Annotated in this window: 18 protein-coding genes and 2 tRNA genes; 15 read left to right on the top strand and 5 right to left on the bottom strand. The window is 64.9% G+C overall.

What is annotated here, in order from left to right:
- Positions 1-95 precede the first annotated feature (95 nt).
- The 10 genes from V473_RS06025 to V473_RS05980 all read left to right on the top strand — a co-directional run bounded on the left by V473_RS06025 (position 96) and on the right by V473_RS05980 (position 10,210).
- Positions 96-581: an RNA pyrophosphohydrolase gene (locus V473_RS06025; RefSeq protein ID WP_066601491.1), complete on the top strand. Its 486-nt coding sequence runs from the start codon at positions 96-98 to the stop codon at positions 579-581.
- A gap of 55 nt (positions 582-636) precedes the next feature.
- On the top strand, positions 637-1,545 hold the full coding sequence (locus V473_RS06020) for a DUF481 domain-containing protein (RefSeq protein ID WP_066601489.1): 909 nt from the start codon (positions 637-639) through the stop codon (positions 1,543-1,545).
- Between the two features lie 59 nt (positions 1,546-1,604).
- Entirely contained in the window at positions 1,605-2,849 is a 1,245-nt protein-coding gene (locus tag V473_RS06015; protein WP_066601488.1) for a hydrolase, read from the top strand.
- Positions 2,846-3,865 (top strand): arginine N-succinyltransferase, encoded by a 1,020-nt coding sequence (locus V473_RS06010; protein ID WP_066601486.1) that lies wholly within the window; start codon positions 2,846-2,848, stop codon positions 3,863-3,865. Before V473_RS06015 ends, V473_RS06010 begins: the two co-directional genes overlap by 4 nt.
- Positions 3,862-5,121: an N-succinylarginine dihydrolase gene (locus tag V473_RS06005; protein ID WP_066601480.1), complete on the top strand. Its 1,260-nt coding sequence runs from the start codon at positions 3,862-3,864 to the stop codon at positions 5,119-5,121. Before V473_RS06010 ends, V473_RS06005 begins: the two co-directional genes overlap by 4 nt.
- A 29-nt stretch (positions 5,122-5,150) precedes the next feature.
- Positions 5,151-5,366, top strand: coding sequence for a hypothetical protein (locus tag V473_RS06000; RefSeq protein WP_066605181.1), 216 nt, complete (start codon positions 5,151-5,153; stop codon positions 5,364-5,366).
- Between the two features lie 196 nt (positions 5,367-5,562).
- Positions 5,563-6,447, top strand: a complete 885-nt coding sequence (locus tag V473_RS05995; protein WP_066601478.1) for a PAS domain-containing protein — start codon at positions 5,563-5,565, stop codon at positions 6,445-6,447.
- Positions 6,448-6,617: 170 nt separating this feature from the next.
- A complete protein-coding gene (locus V473_RS05990; protein WP_082678989.1) occupies positions 6,618-7,082 on the top strand; it encodes a TadE/TadG family type IV pilus assembly protein in 465 nt (154 codons plus the stop codon).
- Positions 7,079-8,704 (top strand): pilus assembly protein TadG-related protein, encoded by a 1,626-nt coding sequence (locus V473_RS05985; RefSeq protein ID WP_066601476.1) that lies wholly within the window; start codon positions 7,079-7,081, stop codon positions 8,702-8,704. The genes V473_RS05990 and V473_RS05985 overlap by 4 nt, the downstream gene beginning before the upstream one ends.
- Positions 8,705-8,758: 54 nt before the next feature.
- Entirely contained in the window at positions 8,759-10,210 is a 1,452-nt protein-coding gene (locus V473_RS05980) for a cobyric acid synthase (RefSeq protein ID WP_066601473.1), read from the top strand.
- A gap of 51 nt (positions 10,211-10,261) precedes the next feature.
- On the opposite strand, the gene V473_RS05975 is transcribed toward V473_RS05980, so the two are convergent.
- Positions 10,262-10,338, bottom strand: a tRNA-Arg gene (locus V473_RS05975).
- 58 nt (positions 10,339-10,396) lie between these two features.
- Positions 10,397-10,473 (bottom strand) — tRNA-Arg (locus V473_RS05970).
- A gap of 113 nt (positions 10,474-10,586) precedes the next feature.
- Between V473_RS05970 and V473_RS05965 the strand changes: the two genes are divergently transcribed.
- Positions 10,587-11,087, top strand: a complete 501-nt coding sequence (locus V473_RS05965) for a hypothetical protein (protein ID WP_082678988.1) — start codon at positions 10,587-10,589, stop codon at positions 11,085-11,087.
- Between the two features lie 39 nt (positions 11,088-11,126).
- Here V473_RS05965 and ppdK read toward each other — a convergent pair whose 3' ends face one another.
- From ppdK to V473_RS05950, 3 genes are all read right to left on the bottom strand, one after another.
- Positions 11,127-13,826, bottom strand: a complete 2,700-nt coding sequence (gene ppdK / locus V473_RS05960; RefSeq protein WP_066601472.1) for a pyruvate, phosphate dikinase — start codon at positions 13,824-13,826, stop codon at positions 11,127-11,129.
- 145 nt (positions 13,827-13,971) lie between these two features.
- Positions 13,972-16,164 carry a glycine--tRNA ligase subunit beta gene (glyS, locus tag V473_RS05955; RefSeq protein WP_066605165.1) on the bottom strand — a complete coding sequence of 731 codons (2,193 nt, stop codon included), beginning with the start codon at positions 16,162-16,164 and terminating at the stop codon, positions 13,972-13,974.
- Positions 16,164-17,063: a glycine--tRNA ligase subunit alpha gene (locus V473_RS05950; RefSeq protein ID WP_066601471.1), complete on the bottom strand. Its 900-nt coding sequence runs from the start codon at positions 17,061-17,063 to the stop codon at positions 16,164-16,166. Before V473_RS05950 ends, glyS begins: the two co-directional genes overlap by 1 nt.
- A gap of 182 nt (positions 17,064-17,245) precedes the next feature.
- On the opposite strand from V473_RS05950, the gene V473_RS05945 reads away from it, so the two are divergent.
- The 4 genes from V473_RS05945 (at position 17,246) to pth (ending at position 20,516) form a co-directional block, all read left to right on the top strand.
- Positions 17,246-18,160, top strand: a complete 915-nt coding sequence (locus V473_RS05945; protein ID WP_082678987.1) for a TraB/GumN family protein — start codon at positions 17,246-17,248, stop codon at positions 18,158-18,160.
- Positions 18,160-19,044 (top strand): TraB/GumN family protein, encoded by an 885-nt coding sequence (locus tag V473_RS05940; RefSeq protein ID WP_082679107.1) that lies wholly within the window; start codon positions 18,160-18,162, stop codon positions 19,042-19,044. The genes V473_RS05945 and V473_RS05940 overlap by 1 nt, the downstream gene beginning before the upstream one ends.
- A 147-nt stretch (positions 19,045-19,191) precedes the next feature.
- Complete coding sequence (locus V473_RS05935) at positions 19,192-19,809, top strand: 50S ribosomal protein L25/general stress protein Ctc (protein ID WP_066601468.1); 618 nt, start codon at positions 19,192-19,194, stop codon at positions 19,807-19,809.
- A 137-nt stretch (positions 19,810-19,946) separates the two neighbouring features.
- The gene (gene pth / locus V473_RS05930; RefSeq protein ID WP_066601467.1) at positions 19,947-20,516 is read left to right on the top strand and encodes an aminoacyl-tRNA hydrolase; all 570 of its coding nucleotides are present in this window, start codon (positions 19,947-19,949) and stop codon (positions 20,514-20,516) included.
- The last annotated feature ends 1 nt before the right edge of the window (position 20,517 follow it).

Here is a 20,517-nt window from a genome sequence, read left to right as displayed (position 1 = left end):
TTCCGCTGCCTATTCTGACCCAAGCGTCGGGAAGCGGCGCCAATGGCGGTCTTTGGGACGGACAACGCCCGAAACCGAACTCTTTTGGGGATGATATGGCATCGATGCCGAACGATACAGAATTGCCATACCGCCCCTGCGTCGGGATCATGCTGGTGAATATGGACGGCAAGATATTCGTCGGCCAGCGGCTCGATAATGTGGTCGAGGCGTGGCAGATGCCGCAGGGCGGGATCGACGAAGGCGAGGATGCCAGGGCGGCTGCGCTGCGTGAATTGCAGGAAGAAACCGGCATCCGCCCCGAACTGGTCGAGATTATCGCCAAGGCGAAGGACGAGCATTTTTACGATCTGCCGCCTGAACTGGTCGGCAAATTATGGGGCGGCAAATATCGCGGCCAGCGCCAATATTGGTATCTCGCCCGCTTCGTCGGCCAGGACGGCGACATCGATATCCAAACCAAGCATCCCGAATTCCGGGAATGGAAATGGACGATCCCCGATACGCTGCCCGACCTGATCGTGCCGTTCAAGCGCAAGCTGTACCGCGACATATTGCAGGAGTTTCGCGCGCTTATCTGACCCGACAGGCGTTTTGGGGGCTTAAAATCCCCGGTCGCTTGGCTATGACGGGACCATGTATGCCCGTCTGATCCCCCTGTCGTTGCTGCTCTTCGCCCTGCCCGCCGCGGCGCAGGCTGGCGAATCGGCACTATTGCCCCCCGCTGTCCGCGAAATGATGGAGGCGGCGATCGCCAACGGCAATGAAACCGACATCGCCACTGTGTCCAAGATCGCCAAGCAGACCAATCCGGCGTCGGCCGACGAAATCCAGCGCATGGTCAATAGCTGGAAGGAGCGGACCAAGGCGACCCACGACACTGTGATTCGCGAAGCGCGCTTCAACGAACTATGGACTGGCCGGGTCGAAGCGGGCGGCTTCCGCTCTACCGGTTCCACCAGCGAACTGGGCATTACCCTGGCGGCGACCGCGACTCGCGCCGGGCTGCAATGGTCGCACAAACTGACCGCCGCCGTCGATTATCGCCGCGCCAATGGCGTAACCTCGCGCGAGCGCTATTTCGCGGGTTACGAACCCAAATATGAATTCGATCCGCGCGGTTTCGTCTACGGTCTCGCGCAGTTCGAACGTGACACGTCGATCGGCTATGACGAGCGATACACCTCGTCAATCGGCGTCGGGTATAAGCTGATCGTCAGCAAACCGATTGATCTATCGGCCGATATCGGTCCATCCATCCGCCACGTTAAATATATGATCGGCGAACGGGAAACCAAATTGGGCGTCCGCGGATCGATGGCGTTGGCCTGGCGCGCGACGCCGACGGTGACGTTCAAGCAGACCGCATCGGGCTACGCCGAAAGCGACGTCTATACCCTCAACGCCCTGTCCTCGGTCGAAACCAAGGTCAGCACACGGCTGTCGGCGGCTTTTTCCTATAACATCCAATATGAATCGGAGACATTGCTGTCCACCCGCGACCTGGACACCCTCAGTCGCCTGACCCTGACCTATGATTTCTGAACCACGCAATTTTATTGCGGGGGTGGAGACGCGCCCGGCGCTCTGATAGACCAGAGCAGATGAGGGATTTTTCATCGCAGGAACGAATGCTGCTCGACCGCGCTGCCGCCGCGCCGATGCTGGCGCAGACGCAGGATTGGGCGGCGATCAACAGCGGATCGCGCAATCTGGGCGGGCTGGCCCGGATGGCGGATGTGCTGGCCGACGCCTTTTCCGCGCTGCCCGGCGCGATCCGACTGGTCGATCCCGCGCCGGTCGAAAGCATATCGCCGGACGGCCGCGTCCAGACGATCGACCATGGTCGCCATCTCCATCTGTCCGTGCGCCCCGACGCGCCCATCCGCCTGCTCCTGACCGGGCATATGGACACGGTGTTCCCCATCGATCACCCTTTCCAGCAGCAACGCTGGTTGGAGCCGGGCGTCCTCAACGGCCCCGGCGTCGCCGACATGAAGGGCGGGATCGCGGTCATGCTCGCAGCGCTCCATGCTATCGAGGGATCGGACGCTGTCGCCACGCTGGGCTATGATGTCGTCATCAACAGCGACGAGGAAGTAGGCAGCGCATCGTCCGCGGCGCTGTTGCGGGGACTGGCGGCGGGTAAGCTGGCGGCCTTCACCTACGAGCCGTCCGCATTGCCCGACGGCACGCTGGCCGGCGCGCGGGCGGGGAGCGGCAATTTCTCCATCATCGTCACGGGCCTGAGCGCCCATGCCGGGCGCAACCCCGATGACGGCCGCAACGCCCTGCTCGCCGCCGCTGACCTGGCGCTGCGGCTGAAGGCGGGCAGCGGTGCCGGATTTTCCTGCAACCCTGCGAAGATCGATGGCGGCAGCCCGAACAATGTCGTGCCCGACCATGCCGTGTTGCGCGTCAATTTCCGGCCGCGCACGCCGGAAGACGAGGTCGTCGCCCGCGCCCTGATCGACCGGTCCATGGCCGATGTCGCGCGCGACCATGACGTCAGCCTGCATCTCCACGGTGGCTTTGGTCGCCCGCCCAAGCCCATGGACCCCAAGGCGCAGGCGCTGTTCGGCCTGGTGCGGCAATGCGGCGCGGACCTCAGCCTCACCATCGGCTGGCGCGATACCGGCGGGGTGTGTGACGGCAATAATATCGCGGCCTGCGGCGTGCCGGTGGTCGACACGATGGGCGTGCGCGGCGGTAACATCCATAGCGACGCCGAATTTCTGCTGACCGACAGCCTGCCCGAACGGGCGCAACTATCCGCGCTGGCGCTGTGGCGGATCGCGCAGGGCCAGTTCGATCCGGCGCAATTTATAAAAGAGGGGATCACCGCTTGAGCTTCATCATGCGCATCGCGCGCGCCGACGATTTGCAGACGCTCTATGAGATGGCGAAGCTGACCGGCGGCGGCTTCACCAACCTGCCGCCCGATCGCACGGCGCTGTCCGCCAAGCTGGAGCGCACCGAAAAAGCGCTCGCACGCCAAGGCGACGGCATCGAAGACGAACTGATCGTCATGGTGCTGGAAAATGTCGAGACGGGCCAGGTCCGCGGTACCTGCCAGATATTCTCGACCGTGGGCCAAAGCTGGCCCTTCTACTCCTATCGCCTGGGCGTGCTGACCCAGCATAGCCGGGAACTGGGCCGCACCTTCCGCGCGCAGATGCTTTCGCTCACCACCGATCTGGAAGGATCGGTCGAGGTCGGCGGCCTGTTCCTTCACCCGCGCGAGCGGGCCGAGGGGCTGGGGTTGTTGCTGGCGCGCAGCCGCTATCTCTATATCCGCAGCCATCGCGCGCGCTTTGGCGACCGGGTGATTGCAGAATTGCGCGGCGTCATCGACGAAGCGGGCGGATCGCCCTTCTGGGACGGCCTGGCCGGTCGCTTCTTCGGCATGAATTTTCAGGAAGCGGACGAGTTCAACGCGGTGAACGGCAATCAGTTCATCGCCGACCTGATGCCCAAGACGCCCATCTATACCGCCATGCTGACCGACAGCGCCCGCGCCGTCATCGGCCTGCCCCACCCCAATGGCCGCGCGGCGATGCGGATGCTGGAGACGGAGGGGTTCGACAATGCCGGCTATGTCGACATCTTCGACGGCGGCCCGACCATGGTGGGACAGATCGACCAGCTAAAGACGATCGCAGCGGCCCGCGACGTCATCCTCTCCGCCACCCGTGAAAAGGGTGGGGACAAGATGCTGATCGCGACCGGCAAGCTGGCCGATTATCGCTGCACCTGGGGCTTCGTGCAGGAAGGCGCGAATGGCGCGGTGTCGCTCGACGCGGCCAGCGCGGCGCGGCTCGGCCTCGAAACCGGCGGCTCCTTCACCATGGCGGGGCGGGCATGAGCGTCCGGGAAATCAATTTCGACGGGATCGTCGGTCCCAGCCACAATTATGCGGGCCTCAGCCTCGGCAATCTCGCGTCCGCGCGCAATGCCGGCGCGGTGGCGCATCCGCGCGCGGCGGCGCTACAGGGGCTGGAAAAGATGCGCGGCAATATCCGCCTCGGCCTCGCCCAGGGCATCTTCCTGCCACAATGGCGGCCCGACGTCGCCTGGCTGACGAAGCTGGGCACCGATGTCGGCGACGCCGATCCCCATATTCGAGCGGCCGCCATGTCCGCTTCCTCCATGTGGGCGGCCAACGCCGCCACGGTGTCGCCCGCCAGCGACACGGCGGATGGGCGGACACACCTGACCGTCGCCAATCTCGTCACCATGCCGCATCGCAGCCATGAATGGCCGCAGACTCTGGCGCAGCTCCGGATCGCCTTTTCCGACACCCGCGCCTTTGCCGTCCATGATCCCATCCCCGCCCCCTTTGGCGACGAGGGCGCGGCCAATCATATGCGTCTGGCCGAACGCCACGACCAGCCGGGCGTGGAGGTGTTCGTCTATGGCCGGTCGGGCGGCGCCTTCCCCGCCCGCCAGCATCGGGAGGCCAGCAAGGCGGTCGCCCGCATCCATGGCCTCGATCCGGCGCGCACCCTGTTCGTCGAACAGTCCGAAGCCGCGATCGCTGCGGGCGCCTTCCATAATGACGTCGTCGCCGTGGCGAACGAGCGCGTGCTGTTCACCCATGAGCAGGCCTTTGCCGACAAGGACGCTTTCTACGCCGATCTGCGCGTCGCCCTGCCCTGCGTCGAGATCGTGGAGGTGCCCGCCAGCGCGGTCAGCCTGGCCGATGCGATCAAATCCTATCTGTTCAACGCGCAACTCGTCACCCTGTCTGATGGCGGCATGGCGCTGATCCTGCCGACAGAGGCGCGGGACACCCCCGCGGTCTGGACCTGGCTGGAACAGATGATCGCGGGCAACGGCCCGATCCGCCGCGTCGTGCCGGTCGATGTGCGTCAATCCATGGCCAATGGCGGCGGCCCCGCCTGCCTGCGGCTGCGCGTCGTCGCCGATCCCGTCGACATCGATCCGCGCTTCCTGGTGGACGAAGCGCAGTTGGATAATATTGCGCGGATCGTGTCCCAATATTGGCCAGAATCGATCGCGCCCCAGGATTTGAGCGACACACGGCTGATTGCCCGGATCGAGCAATCATGGTTAACGCTTGTTGACCATTTGCAGCTGTCGGGCGATCTTTCGCCCTGATGGCGGGGGCAACGCCGGATGGAATCGATATGGAACGGATCAAGAGCCTCTTCATCATCAAGACCAAGTTCGAGGCGTTTCTGGTGATCTATGCCCTCGCGCTGGGCGCTGCCGAGCGCGGCCATGTCTATATGCAGCAATATCCCGGCGCCGGCGGCCATCTGCTGGCGCTCGCCTGTTCCGGCGCCGTGTTCATGGCGGGTGGCAAGATCCTCGACGCGCTGGATTATCAGCGGGGAATCTAGAGCGTTTTTCAAGCCGGCAGATTCACCTGCTGACTCGGAAAACGCGCCAAATCAAAAGACTAGAGCAACTGAGCAGATGCAATCGGATCGGCTGCTCTTGCGACTGCCCTCGTTCCGAAACGGACCGAACTGCGCCACAACCACAGTCCGTTCTGCATTATCCTGCCTGCGTTCACGACAACGGAGTGCCGACAGGATGCTGGACGATCGACGCAGGCGCAGCGTGCCCGCCGCCGAACTGGTGCGCAATTTCGCCCATTGGCGCGAGGTCGGATCGCACGAACCGGTGATGGTGACCCATCATGGCCGCGAAACCCATGTCTTCATGGGGCTTGACCGGTTCCGCACGATGACGATCGGCGATGATGGCGCGGTGGCGCCCGACCGCACCTTCGAACTCGCCGCCCGCATCCATCAGGGCCTGGTCCTGTGCCGCGGCGACCTCACCATCGACTATGTCAATGGCGTCGCTCTGGCGATGGCCAAACGCTGGGACCGGCATCTGGAGGGACAGTCGCTATGGGACGCCTTTCCCGAACTGGCCGGCACGTTGACGGAGGCGCATATCCGCCACAGTCTGGCCTCTGGCGAAGCGAGCGCGGCCGATATCCCGTCCCCCTTTCGCAGCGATGTCTGGCTGCATGTCCAGACCTTCCCCTTTGCCAGCGGCGTCGCGCTGCTGCTACGGGACATCACCGCCGACATGCAGCGCCACCGGCTGGCTGACGTCAAATCGGCCATCCTCAAGGCGATGGGCGTGCATGGCGGTGTGGGCTATGTCCGCGTATCGATGCGGGGTTTCATCGATGTCGTGAACGACAGTTTCTGCGCGATGGTGGGTCTGACCGCCGATCGGCTGGCGGACGCCCCAGTCGCCGATCTGGTCGCGCTGCCCGCCCGGCCCCATTTTCGCGAGCGGATGGAGCGGGTGCTGCGCGGCGAAGGCGACATGCGCTTTCCCACTCAATTGCTGACCAACGATGGTTCGGTCGCGCCAACTGACGCGGCGATCGCCCGGTTGCACGGCATTTATGGAACGGAGGGGGCGGTGATCGTCATGACCCCCACGAACGCCGCCTGAATGTGCGACAACAACGTCCATATCGGAGGATGACGGGCGGCCCTGCGCAAGCTTTGCGCCAAAGTCCGCTTTTCGCCTGCCGGACGCGCCTGCCGACTATGTAAAATCCGTCAATCGCGCGGTTGGCGAAGCAAACCCGATATTGAGCCGCGCGCTCTAGCATCCCCCTCATGCCCTACGATAGCGCCCGCCCTGTCACCCGCCATCCTGTCACCCGATCGCGTCGACCGCTGGCCGCCCTGCGGCGCCATCAGGCCGGCAGCAGCCTGATCGAGGCGGCCTTCGCCCTGCCGCTGCTCATCCTGCTGCTGATGGGCATATTGGCCTATGGCAACTGGTTCATGACCGCCCACAGCCTCCAGCAAGCGGCGAATGACGCTGCTCGCGCATCGGTGGCCGGGCTGAACGCGACCGAACGCCGCACCCTGGTCGATCAGAGCGTCGTCGCCGCCCGCGCCGCCTTTCCGGTCGCCGGCGCCCAGACGATCGCCGTCAGCACTGGCGAAAGCAGCGGCTATTACACCGTCACGCTGCGCTACACCCTCGCGAGCGCGCCGCTATTCGCGGCCATGCCCTTGCCCATGCCCGGCAATGTGCTGGAACGCACCGCCGTCGTGCGGATCGCCACCCAATGATCGGCGCGCGCCTTGGCCGGGCGCTGGCGCGGGACCGGCGTGGCGGCGTGACCGTCATCCTAGCCGGGTCGCTGTTCATGCTGGCGGGCGCCGCCACCGTCGCGGTCGATCTGGGGTCGGTCTATCTGGCCCGTCGCCAGTTGCAGGGGGTGGCGGACGCCGCCGCGCTGGCCGCCGCCGATGGCGGACGCACCGCCGCCGAACAACTGGTCGGGCGCAGCGGGATCAGCGGCGCGGCGCTCGCGACCTTCGACAGCGGCAGCTATGTCGCCGACCCCTCCCTACCGATGGACCAGCGTTTCCGCGCAGGCGACGCCAATGGCGGCGCCATGCGGGTGGAGGTGCGCCGCCGCGCGCCGCTCTTCTTCGGCCGCTTGCTGGTCGGCCGCGACGGCATCGACCTCAGCGCCCGCGCCACCGCCGCCCGCACCGACGTCGCCGCCTTTTCACTCGGCACCGGCCTCGCATCGATCAGCGGCGGATTGCCTGACATGCTGCTGTCCAACCTCGCCGGGACCGAACTCAACCTGTCGGTCATGGACTATAATGGCCTGGCCAGCGCGAATCTCGACCTGCTGCATGTCGCCGATGCGCTGCGGGTGCGGACCGGGCGCGACGGGGAAGCCTATGGCGCACTGTTCGACCGGGACATTCCGCTGTCCGACTTGCTGGGCGCGATGGCGGACAGCGCAGGGACCAGTCCCGCCGCCGCCACGCTGCTCGCCCTGTCCAGCCGCATCCCCGGCCGCTCGATCCGGCTGAGCGACATTGTCGATCTCGGCCCGATCCGCGGCGCAGCCGATGCCGCCGGACAACCCAATATCCTGCTCGACGCATTCTCCATGCTGCGCATGCTACTCAGCCCGCCATCGGGAACGAGCGTGCCGATGGACCTGCGCGTCACCGTGCCGGGCCTCACCAGCACCCGGCTGATGCTGGTCACCGGCGAAGGTCAGGCCCGATCCCCGTTGATGAGCATCACCGCCAAGCGCGACGTCGTGTTGCGCACCGCCCAGACGCGCATCTATCTGGAAAGCACGGTCGCCACCGTCCTGTCCGGCATAGCCTCCGTGCGCGTGCCGCTTTATGTCGAACTGGCGGCGGCGGAGGCGCGCCTGTCGGATATCCAGTGCGGCAGCGATGGCGGCGTCACCCTGGCGGTCACGCCGTCGGTCGGGACCGCGGTGCTGGGCGATGTCGATATGACTGCGCTGACCAATTTCTCGGCCTCCGCCAACCCGCGCGCCGCCATGCTGGCACAGACGCTCGGTACGCGCGTCACCGGCTATGCCAATATCAGCCTGGGCGGCACGCAAACCCATAATGTCCATTTCTCCCCGTCGGAGATCAGCGCGCAGCGGGCAAAGACCGTCAGCACGCAGGATCTGACACAGGGCATCGCCGCCAGCTTGGCGGGCCAGACCCAGATACAGGTGTCGCTGCTGGGCATCACCATAGGCAACAGCCCGCTCAGCCCGCTGGTCGGCGCCGTACTGGGCACCACCGCACCGCTGCTGGACGGCATCATCAACAGCGTCACCGCCACGCTGGGCGTCCGCGTCGGCTCCGCCGAAGTGCGCGTGCATCAGCGGCGCTGCGGCATGGCGGCTATCGTCGCCTGACCCTGGCCTTGATCTCCCCTTGCGCTGGCGGCGCTGCACCGTCAGGAGCAGGCCATGGGCGCTATCATGTTGCAGGGAACCGGATCGGACGTCGGCAAATCGGTGCTGGTCGCGGGACTATGCCGCGCGCTGCTGCGCCGGGGCTATCGGGTCCGCCCGTTCAAGCCGCAGAATATGTCGAACAACGCCGCCGTCACCAGCGATGGCGGGGAGATCGGCCGGGCGCAGGCGTTGCAGGCGATTGCCTGCGGCATCGCGCCGCATACGGACATGAACCCGGTGCTGCTCAAGCCCCAGGCCGACCGGACGTCGCAACTGATCGTCCATGGTCAGGTGCGCGGGACGCTGGGGTCGGGCAATTTCCGCAGCGCGCGCGGGCCGTTGCTGGGCGCTGTGCTGGAAAGCTACGAACGGCTGCGCGGCCAGTGCGACATCGTCGTGGTCGAAGGCGCGGGATCGCCGGCCGAGATCAACCTGCGTGGCGGCGACATCGCCAATATGGGTTTCGCCCGCGCCGCCGATGTGCCGGTAATCCTGGTCGGCGACATCGACCGGGGCGGCGTGATCGCGGCTGTGGTCGGCACCCGCGCGGTCATTGATCCCGACGATGCGGCGATGATCCGCGGCTTCCTCATCAACAAATTCCGCGGCGACCCGGCGCTGTTCGAGGATGGCTATGCCCAGATCGAAGCGCTGTCGGGCTGGCGCGGCTTTGGCGTCGTGCCGTGGCTGAACGCCGTCGCCCGGCTACCCAGCGAAGACGCGGTGGTGCTGGAACGGCGTGGTTTTTCGACCGCCGCGCCGCTGGTCGTCGCCTGCCCGGTGCTGCCGCGCATCTCCAATTTCGACGATCTCGACCCGCTCAAGCTGGAACCGGGTATCGATCTACGCATGATCGGACCGGGCCAGGCGATCCCAGGTGATACGACGCTGGTGATCCTGCCCGGATCGAAGGCGACGGTCGCCGACATGCGCGCCATGGTCGCGCAGGGGTGGGACATCGACATTCGCGCCCATCATCGGCGCGGCGGCATGGTGCTGGGCCTGTGCGGCGGCTATCAGATGCTGGGGCGCATGATCGCCGATCCCGACGGGCTGGAGGGACCGGCTGGGTCCGTCGCGGGGCTGGGCCTGCTGGACATGGAAACGCGCCTGTCCGGGGCCAAGACGCTGGAGCAGGTGCGCGGCCGCGCGCTCGATGCCGACTTTACCGGCTATGAAATGCATATGGGCGTAACCCACGGCCCAGATTGCGCCCGCCCCTTCGCCCTGATCGATGGCGCGCGCCCGGATGGGGCCATCAGCCGCGACGGACGGGTGATGGGCAGCTATGTCCATGGCCTGCTCGCCAGCACGGCGCTGCGCGATGCGCTGTTGCGGCGGCTGGGCGGCGCGTCGGCGGGGCATGACTATGACCAGTCGGTCGAGGACGCCCTGGACGAGGTCGCTACGCTATTGGAAAGCCATGTCGATATCGACGCCATGGTGGCGCTGGCGATGGCCTGACCGGCACGTAAAAAAGGCGGCCAGATGCCGCCTTGTTATTCGATCATAATATGGTGCACCCAGAGCGATTCGAACGCCCGACCCTCAGATTCGTAGTCTGATGCTCTATCCAGCTGAGCTATGGGTGCGAAGGAAAGACGAACGGACCGGGGCTGTAAGCCCGGACCAAAAGCCCTTCTGAAACTATGGTGCACCCAGAGCGATTCGAACGCCCGACCCTCAGATTCGTAGTCTGATGCTCTATCCAGCTGAGCTATGGGTGCGTGGAGACGCGCAGATAGAAGCGCTTGGCCGATTGGGCAAGCCCCTTTTTTGCACTTTTATGGCCGGGCAACTTTTATCCCCCGTCCCTCGTTCAGTGGGGCAGGAGGACGCCATGATGAGCTTCAATCTGAACGAGGTTGCGTTACTGCTGGTGGTGCTGGTCATCGGCTGGCTGCTGGGTCTGATGATGAGCGGTCGCGGCAAATATCGGCGGCTGTGGCAGGACGAACAGGCGGTGCATCGCAGCGCTATCAAGGAGCGGGACGCCCGCATCGAAGCGTCCCATAAGCGGATCGCCGAACTGGAGCGCCACTCGGCCGCCCCGATCGCCGTCGGCGCCACCACGACGGCCGCTGGGGTTGGTCATGGCCGCGACGATCTGAGCCGGATCAGCGGCGTCAGCCAGGCGCAGGAAAGCGCGCTGAACGAAGCGGGCTATCACCGCTATGGCCAAATCGCCGCGCTCAATGCCGAGCAGGAAGCGACGCTGGAGGCGCGGCTGGGCCTGAAACCCGGCGCCATCGCGCATGACGACTGGCGCGGTCAGGCTCTGGCGCTGGAACGGGGCGACAGCAAGCCCGGCTTGCTCAGCCGCCTGACCGGATCGCACTGAAACGAAAAAAGGCGGGGTTGACGCCCCGCCCTTTCCTCATCACTTCCGGGCAAGCGCCGCCTGCGCCGCGGCCAATCGGGCGATCGGCACGCGATAGGGCGATGCCGACACATAATCCAGGCCTGTCGCCTCGCAGAAGGCGATCGACGCCGGATCGCCGCCATGTTCACCGCAAATGCCGAGCTTGATGTCGGGACGGGTCTTGCGACCACGCTCGGCGGCGATCTCGATCAGTTCGCCCACGCCTTCCACATCGATGCTGACGAAGGGATCGCGCGCGAAGATGCCCTTGTCCACATATTGCGTCAGGAACCGGCCCGCATCGTCGCGGCTGATGCCGATCGTCGTCTGCGTGAGGTCATTGGTGCCGAAGGAGAAGAATTCGCCCACCTCGGCAATCTCGCCCGCCTTGAGCGCGGCGCGCGGCAGTTCGATCATGGTGCCGACCAGATAGTCGACGCGCTCGCCCTGCTCTTCGAACACTTCGGCTGCGACGCGATCGACGATCGCCTTCATCAGCTCCAGCTCCTTGGCGGTCGCGACCAGCGGGATCATCACTTCGGGGATCGGCGCTTCGCCGCCCCGTGCCTTGACGATCAGCGCGGCTTCGAAGATCGCGCGCGCCTGCATCTCGTAGATTTCGGGATAGGTCACGCCCAAGCGGCAACCGCGATGGCCCAGCATCGGGTTGAACTCATGCAGTTCGTTCGCGCGGCGCTTGAGCGTATCGACGCTGACGCCCGCCGCCTTCGCCACTTCCTCGAACTCCGCTTCGCCATGCGGCAGGAATTCGTGCAGCGGCGGATCGAGCAGGCGGATGGTGACGGGCAGGCCCGCCATCACCATGAATATCTGTGCGAAATCGTCGCGCTGTTCCGGCAGCAGCTTATCGAGCGCGACGCGGCGGCCCTTCTCGCTGTCCGCCAGGATCATCTCGCGCACCGCGGTGATGCGCGCCGCGTCGAAGAACATATGCTCGGTCCGGCACAGGCCCACGCCTTCCGCGCCGAATTCGCGCGCAACCTTGCAGTCCTGCGGCGTTTCGGCGTTGGCGCGCACTTTGAGGCGACGGACCTTGTCCGCCCACACCATCAACGTGCCGAAATCGCCCGCCAGTTCGGGCTGCACGGTCGGCACTTCGCCCGCCATCACTTCCCCGGTCGACCCGTCGATGGTCAGGATGTCGCCTTCCTTCAACTCACGGCCACCGACGCGCAGGATCTTGGCTTTGCCGTCGATCGAAATGCCGCCCGCACCGGACACGCAGGGACGACCCATGCCGCGCGCCACCACGGCCGCGTGCGACGTCATGCCGCCGCGCGCGGTCAGGATGCCCTTGGCCGCATGCATCCCATGAATATCTTCCGGGCTGGTTTCCACGCGCACCAGGATGACCGCGTCGCCCATTTCCGCGCGCCGTTCGGCGGTGTCGGCATCGAACACGATCGCGCCCGAAGCCGCGCCTGGCGAAGCCGGCAAGCCCTTGGTCAGCACGTCGCGCGGCGCCTTGGGATCGAGCGTGGGGTGCAGCAACTGGTCGAGCGCAGCCGGATCGACGCGAGCGACGGCTTCTTCCTCGGTGATGAGGCCCTCATGGGCCATGTCCACAGCCATTTTCAGCGCAGCCTTGGCGGTGCGCTTGCCCGACCGGGTCTGGAGCATCCACAGCTTGCCCTGCTGCACCGTGAATTCGATGTCCTGCATGTCGCGATAATGGGTTTCCAGGATCTGGAAAACGCCTGCCAGTTCGGCATAGGTTTCCGGCATCGCTTCTTCCATCGACAGCGGCTTGGCCCCTGCCCGCTCACGCGCGGCCAGCGTCAGATATTGCGGCGTGCGGATGCCCGCGACGACATCCTCGCCCTGCGCGTTGATCAGATATTCGCCATAATAGGCGTTCTCGCCGGTCGACGGATCGCGGGTGAACGCGACGCCGGTCGCCGACGTTTCGCCCATATTGCCAAACACCATCGCCTGCACGTTGACGGCGGTGCCCCATTCGCCGGGGATGTTGTTCAGGCGGCGATAGACCTTCGCGCGCTCCGACTGCCACGATCCGAACACGGCCGAAATCGCGCCCCACAACTGGTCATGCACATCCTGCGGGAAGGGCTTGTTCCACAGCTTCTGCACCAGCGCCTTATATTCGGCGACCAGCGCCTTCCAGTCGGCGGCCGTCATTTCGGTGTCCAGGCTGTAACCCTGGTCTTCCTTGGCGACCTCCAGCGCTTCCTCGAACGCGCCATGGTCCAGTTCCAGCACCACGTCGGAATACATCTGGATGAAGCGGCGATAGCTGTCCCAGGCGAACCGCTCGTCTCCGCTGGTCGTCGCCAGGCCGATGACGGTCTCGTCGTTGAGGCCCAGGTTCAGCACCGTATCCATCATGCCCGGCATAGACGCGCGCGCGCCCGAACGGACCGACACCAGCAGCGGATCGGCGGCATTGCCGAAACGCTTGCCGGTGATCCCCTCGATATGGGCGATGCCGTTTGCGACTTCGGCGTTCAGGCTTTCGGGATATTGGCCGCCATCTTCATAATAGCGGGTGCACATGGCCGTCGTGATGGTGAAACCCGGCGGCACCGGCAGGCCGATCGCGGCCATGCCGTCCAGATTCGCGCCCTTGCCGCCCAGCAGGTTGCGGTCACCCTGCCCGCCATCATCCACGCCGCCGCCGAAACGATAGACATAGCGCGTCGCGGTGCTGTTCATGATGGCCTCTTCCGTCGTAACCATGTGATCCGGCTCTCCCTGCACTGATTGCCGCGAATATTGTGCGCTGCAACAGCCTTTACAAAAGACGTGCGGGAATTGCACCCGCCTTTATTGGACTTTGTCGTCATATCGTCATTTTTATGGACGGATATGTCCGACTTGTCTCTCAGCCCGTAATTTTCGAAAAGTCCGCGACGCCATGCACAGCCGCCCGCACCCGGTCGAGCAGCGCAAGACGCGCGCCCCGTTTTGCAGGATCGGCGTCGTTGACCGTGACGGACTCGAAGAAAGCGTCGATCGGCGCGCGCAGCGTGGCGAGCGCGGCCATGGCGTCTGCAAAGCGTTCGTCAGTGACAGCCCGCGCCGCGAGGGGCTCGGCAGCGTCGAGCGCGGCGAGCAAAGCGGCTTCCGCCGGTTCGGACGGCGCCGCCGGGACGATGGCGGGATCGACGGTTTCCTTTTTCAGGATATTGGCCGCCCGCTTGTACCCGGCGAGCAGGTTCGCGCCATCATCCGTCGCGACGAAGGATTGCAGCGCATGGACGCGGGCGAGCAAGCGGACGAGATCATCCTCGCCACCCAGCGCGAACACCGCGTCGATCAGGTCGTGGCGGACGCCGGCTTCGCGTTGCTGGACCTTGAGGCGGTCGGCGAAGAAGTCGAGGAACGGCACATCCGAGGACGCGAACGCGCCCACGAAGGATTTGATCTCCGGCCGCGACAGATTGGCCGCCTGCCAATCCACCTCGGTCACCTTCGACGGATCGAGCCCGAACTTCGCCAGCGTCTGCGCATCGACATCGGCCAGCGCCTTGGTGTTCAGGAACACATGGCGATAGACATGGTCGCTCAGCGCAAAGGCGTGCACCTTCTTCAGGTTCAACCGCAGCCCGTTGGTTTCCAGCAGTCGCAGGATGGACAACGCAGCGCGACGTAGCGCGAACGGATCTTTCGACCCGGTCGGTCCCTGCTCAATGCCGAAGAAGCCGACCAGCGTATCCAGCTTGTCCGCCAGGCTCACCGCCACCGTCACTGGCGCGGTCGGCACGTCATCGCCCTGCCCGACCGGCTTATAATGGTCGCGGATCGCGTCGGCCACCGCGTCGGGCAAACCCTGCGCGCGGGCGTAATAGCCGCCCATGACGCCCTGCAATTCGGGGAACTCGCCGACCATCTCCGTGACCAGGTCGGCCTTGGCGAGGCGGGCTGCCTGTTCGGTCAAATCCGCATCCGCGCCCTTGACGATCCCCTCTTCCACCAACCACCGCGCCAGCTTCGCAACCCGCTCCACCTTGTCGGCGACGGTGCCCAGCTTCTCGTGGAAGGTGATACGCCCCAGCTTCTGCGCATGGTCCGCCAGCGCGGTCTTGCGATCCTGTTCCCAGAAGAAGCGCGCATCGCTCAGCCGCGCGGCCAGCACCTTGCGGTTCCCCGCGATGATCGCCGCGCCGCCATCCTTCGCCTCGATATTGGCGGTGCAGATGAAGGCAGGCGCCAGCTTGCCAGCCGCGTCGCGCAGCACGAAATATTTCTGGTTGATGCGCAGCGTCAACTGGATGACTTCGGGCGGCACCTCCAAAAAGGCCGGGTCGAAATCGCCCAGCAGCGGCACCGGCCATTCGGTCAGCCCCGCATTCTCCGCGACCAGGCCCTTATCCTCGATCACCGTGTAACCATGCGCCGCAGCAGCCTGCGCCGCCTTCGCCGCGATGATCGCCTGCCGCTCTTGATGGCTTACGATCACATGGCAGGCGCGCAGCTTTTCGACATAATCGTCCGCGCCGCCGATCGTGATCGCGCCGGGATGGTGAAAGCGATGGCCCAGCGTCGCATAGCCGGACCGCACATGCTCGACCGCGATATCGACCAGTTGCTCGCCGAAAATGGCGACAATGCCCTGCAAAGGGCGCACCCAGCGCAGGCTCTCGGTCGTCTGGCTGGCGACGCCCCAGCGCATCGCCTTGGGCCAGGGGAAGGCGCGGATAACGGCGGGCACGGCGTCGGCAAGCACATCCATGGTGGCGCGGCCGGGCTTGTTCACGACGGCGAACCAGACGCCGTCCCGGTCTTCCAGCTGGTCCTGGGTCAGGCCGGTCTTGCGCAGAAAGCCGTCGAGCGCCTGGGGCGGCGCGGCTGTGCGCGGACCTTTATGCTCTTCGCTCACCGCCGCGGTTTCCAGCGGCAGGCCACGCGCGATCAGCGCCAGCCGGCGCGGCGTGACAAAACTGTCGATCGCAGCGGGCTTGAGGCCGGCCTTGGCTAGTTCTTCGCTGAACAGGCGGGCAAGGTCTTCGGACGCCTTCAATTGCATACGCGCAGGAATTTCCTCGCAGCGCAATTCGAGGAGGAAATCAGTCATCACGCGGTCCACCCCGGAAATTTGGCGCTCCATGCGTCGGCATTGCTGGCGATCCACGCCTCGCAACTGCCCTTCGCCATGTCGCGCACCTGGCCCATATAGCTGGCGCGTTCCTGCACGGAAATCACGCCGCGCGCCTGGAGCAGGTTGAACACATGGCTCGCCTTGATCGCTTGGTCATAGGCGGCCAGCGGCACGTTCGCCTTGATGCAACGACCATATTCGGCCTGGCAATCCTTGAACCAGCGGAACAGCTTGTCCGTGTCCGCGACCTCGAAATTCCATTTCGACATCTGCTGTTCGTTGGCCAGAAACACGTCGCCATAGGTGACGCCGGCGTCGTTGAATTTCAGGTCGTAAACACTGTCGACGCCCTGAATATACATGGCCAGCCGCTCCAACCCGTAAGTCAGCTCGCCCGCGACCGGCTTGCAGTCGTAACCGCCCATCTGCTGGAAATAGGTGAACTGGGTGACTTCCATCCCGTCGCACCACACTTCCCAGCCCAGGCCCCAGGCGCCCAGCGTCGGGCTTTCCCAGTCATCCTCGACGAAGCGAATGTCGTGGACCAGCGGGTCGATGCCGATCTCCACCAGACTGCCCAGATAGAGTTCCTGGAGGTTCGCTGGCGACGGCTTCATGATCACCTGATATTGGTAATAATGCTGCAACCGGTTGGGATTTTCGCCATAGCGGCCGTCGGTCGGGCGGCGGCTGGGCTGGACATAGGCGGCGTTCCAGGGCTGTGGCCCCAGCGCGCGCAGCGTGGTCGCCGGATGGAATGTGCCCGCCCCCACTTCCATGTCATAGGGTTGCAGGATGACGCAGCCCTGTTTCCCCCAATAGGCATGGAGGGTCAGGATCAGGTCCTGGAAGGAAAGCGCTTTGCCTTCGGCCACGAAACGTCCTTATCGAAATCGCTGAATTACGTGGCCGCGCCTTGGCGCATGGGGCCGATAGGGTCAAGGGCCAAGGGTCGGGGGCCAAGGGTCGGGGGCCAAGGGCCAAGGGTTGGGGAAAGCCGCCCTAAACAGGGTTAAGCGGCTTGCCCTCCCGCCCCGCGCTCCCCATTGAAGGAGGCATGAAGCTGCTTCCTACCCTGTTGCGGGCCATCGGCGCCGCATGGCTGCTGATCGGCGGCGTCCCTGCCCATGCCAAACCCGCCGTCACCACGACGACCGCCACCCCGGCGCTGTGGGCGGTGCAGGATGCCGACACCACCATCTATCTGTTCGGCACCGTCCATGTGATGAAGCCGGACATTGACTGGTTCCATGGCGACATAAAGCGCGCCTTCGACCGCTCGAACGAACTGGTGCTGGAAATCATCGAGCCGGACGATCCAGACGCGATCGGCGCGGCGATGGCGGGCATGGCGCTGGCCAAGGACGGGGTGAAGCTGTCCGACCGGCTGACCCCGAACGCGCGCGCGCGATATCAGGCGGCGATGGACGCCAATAGCCTGCCCTGGCGCACGTTCGACATGTTCAATCCCTGGATGAGCGGCATGGCCCTGTCGGTCGCGCCGCTCGCAAAGCTGGGCTATAAAAATGATCTGGGCGCGGAGAAAATCCTGCGCATCGCGGCGCAGGCCGCGAGCAAGAAGGTCGATGCGCTCGAAACGGTCGAACAACAGCTAGGCTTCTTCGCCAGCCTGCCGATGGCGCAGCAGGTGCAGTTCCTGAACGCCACCGTGGACGGCCTGCCGGACATGGAGAGCGAATTTGGCGACCTGCTGCGTTACTGGCAGGCGGGTCAGCCGGACAGGCTGGCCAAATCGATGAACGAATCGCTCGAAGCGACGCCGGAACTGGCGCAGGTGCTGCTGACCGGCCGCAACGCCAACTGGGCCAAGTGGATCAAGGCCCGGCTCGACCAGCCCGGCACCGTCTTCGTCGCCGTGGGCGCGGGTCATCTGGCCGGCAAGGGCAGCGTGCAGGACCAACTCAAATCTTTGGGCCTGCGCGCCCGCCGCCTGAAGGACGTAAAACCATGATGCGCCTCGTCACCCGCCTCCTCGCTCTGTTCGCGCTGACGCTGGTCGCGGCGTGCGGACAAAATGACGCGCCGGCCGCCAAGGCGCAGGGCGGCCCCGCCCTGTGGCAGGTGCAGCGGGGCGAACTGAACGGCTGGCTGTTCGGCACCATCCATGTCCTGCCCAAGGGGCTTGCCTGGCAAACGCCCGCCATCACTGAAGCGATGACCGCGTCCGACCGGCTGGTGCTGGAGGCTGCCGATTTGCAGGACGAACAGAAGACCTTGTCGCTGTTCGAGAAAATGGGCCGCAGCGCCGGCCTGCCACCACTGGAACGGCGCGTGCCGGACGAGGAAAAAACGGCCCTGGTCAAGGCGATGGCCGATGGCGGCACCAACAGCCAGCTGCTGTCGGGCTATGAAAGCTGGGCCGCCGCGATGCTGCTGTCCGCTTCCAGCCAGCAGGGCCTGGGCGTCAGCCAGGATGACGGCGTGGAGCCGGTGCTGATCGAGGCGTTCAAAAAGGCCGGCAAGCCGATCGGCGGGCTGGAGACGGTGGAGCGGCAATTCGCCGCCTTCGACACGCTGCCCGAAGCGGCGCAATCCCGCCTGCTGCTCCAGACCATCCATGAAGCCAAGGGCATGAAGGCGCTCTACGACCGCATCCTCGCCGCTTGGGGCAAGGGCGACATGGAAGCGATCGCCAAGGAAGACCAGATTGGCGAGCAGCCCGACCCGATGGTCGAGGAAGCCGTGCTGGTCGCCCGCAACCGCGACTGGGTGAAGGCGATCGAACCGATGCAGGGCCACCCCTTCATCGCCGTGGGCGCGGGCCACCTGACCGGCCGGGAAAATCTGATCGAGTTGTTGAAAGCCAAGGGGTTTACGGTGACGCGGGTGCAGTAACGCCTCCCCCACCACCAAACGGAACTTGCGCAATATAGCTCCCGCCCTTGCATTCCCGCCCTTTTCTGCTAAAGGGCCGCCTCCCGCTATGGTCATCCCTGGAGGCGTGGCGGGAAAGTACATCAACTTTGCTTTTGGAGACACGCAATGAGCGAGCAGCTTACGCTGTCGGCCGAGGCACGCGATCGGGCAGGCAAGGGAGCCTCCCGCGCCCTCCGCCGTGAGGGCCGCGTACCCGCCGTCATCTATGGAATGAACGAAGAACCCCTGTCGATCCATGTCGAGGAAAAGCTCCTCAACAAGCAGCTCGGCACCGGCCACTTCTTCAATTCGGTCATCATGGTCGAAGTCGGCGGCAAGACCGTCCGCACCCTCGCCAAGGACGTGGCCTTCCACCCCGTCTCGGACCGTCCGCTGCACGCCGATTTCCTGCGCGTTTCGGAACATGCCTCGGTCAACGTCAACGTCCCGGTGCGTTTCGAAAATGAAGACGCTTCGCCTGGTCTGAAGAAGGGCGGCGTGCTGAACGTCGTTCGTCATGAGATCGAACTGATCGTCGATGCCGCCGAAATCCCCGAAGACGTCGTTGTCGACCTCAAGGGCTTCGAAGTCGGCGATTCGATCCACATCAGCGCGGTGACGCTGCCCAAGGGCGCGAAGACCGCGATCGACGATCGCGACTTCACCATCGCGACCATCGTCGCCCCTTCGGCTCTCAAGAGCGCCGAGGGCGAATCGGAAGCTGAAGCGGGCGAGGCCGAATAAGTCTTTCGAGCTATACGCTAATGGCTCAACCCCGTTCGGGCTGAGCCTGTCGAAGCCTGATCCTTCCCTATTCGGAAGCAGAAAGGCCCTTCGACAGGCTCAGGGCGAACGGGGTTTTGCTTTTCTGGAGGATATGGATGCAGATCTGGGCGGGCCTTGGCAATCCGGGGCAGCAATATGCGATGCACCGGCACAATGTCGGCTTCATGGTCGCGGATCTGGTCGCGGACATGCACCGTTTCTCCCCGCCCAAAAAGCAGTTTCAGGGCTGGGTGCAGGAAGGACGGATCGGGCCGGAAAAAATCATCCTGCTCAAACCCGCCACCTTCATGAACGAAAGCGGCCGATCGGTCGGCGATGCGATGCGCTTCTACAAGCTGACGCCGCAGGACGTCACCGTCTTCCACGACGAACTCGACCTCGTGCCCATGAAGGTCAAGGTGAAGCGCGGCGGCGGCAATGCCGGGCATAACGGCCTGCGCTCGACCGACGCGCATATCGGCAATGATTTCCGCCGGGTGCGGATCGGCATCGGCCATCCGGGGCATAAGGACAAGGTCCATGGCTATGTCCTGGGCAATTACGCCAAGAGCGAGATGGACGCCCTGACCGACATGCTGGCCGCGATCGGCGCGGAAGCCGAATGGCTGGCGAAGAATGACGACGCCCGCTTCATGAACGAAGTGGCGCTGCGGCTGGCGGCCTGAA

The organism is Sphingobium cupriresistens LL01 (assembly GCF_001046645.1).
In the GTDB taxonomy this organism is placed as follows: Bacteria; Pseudomonadota; Alphaproteobacteria; order Sphingomonadales; family Sphingomonadaceae; genus Sphingobium; species Sphingobium cupriresistens.
This window is presented reverse-complemented; position numbering and strand designations above follow the sequence as displayed.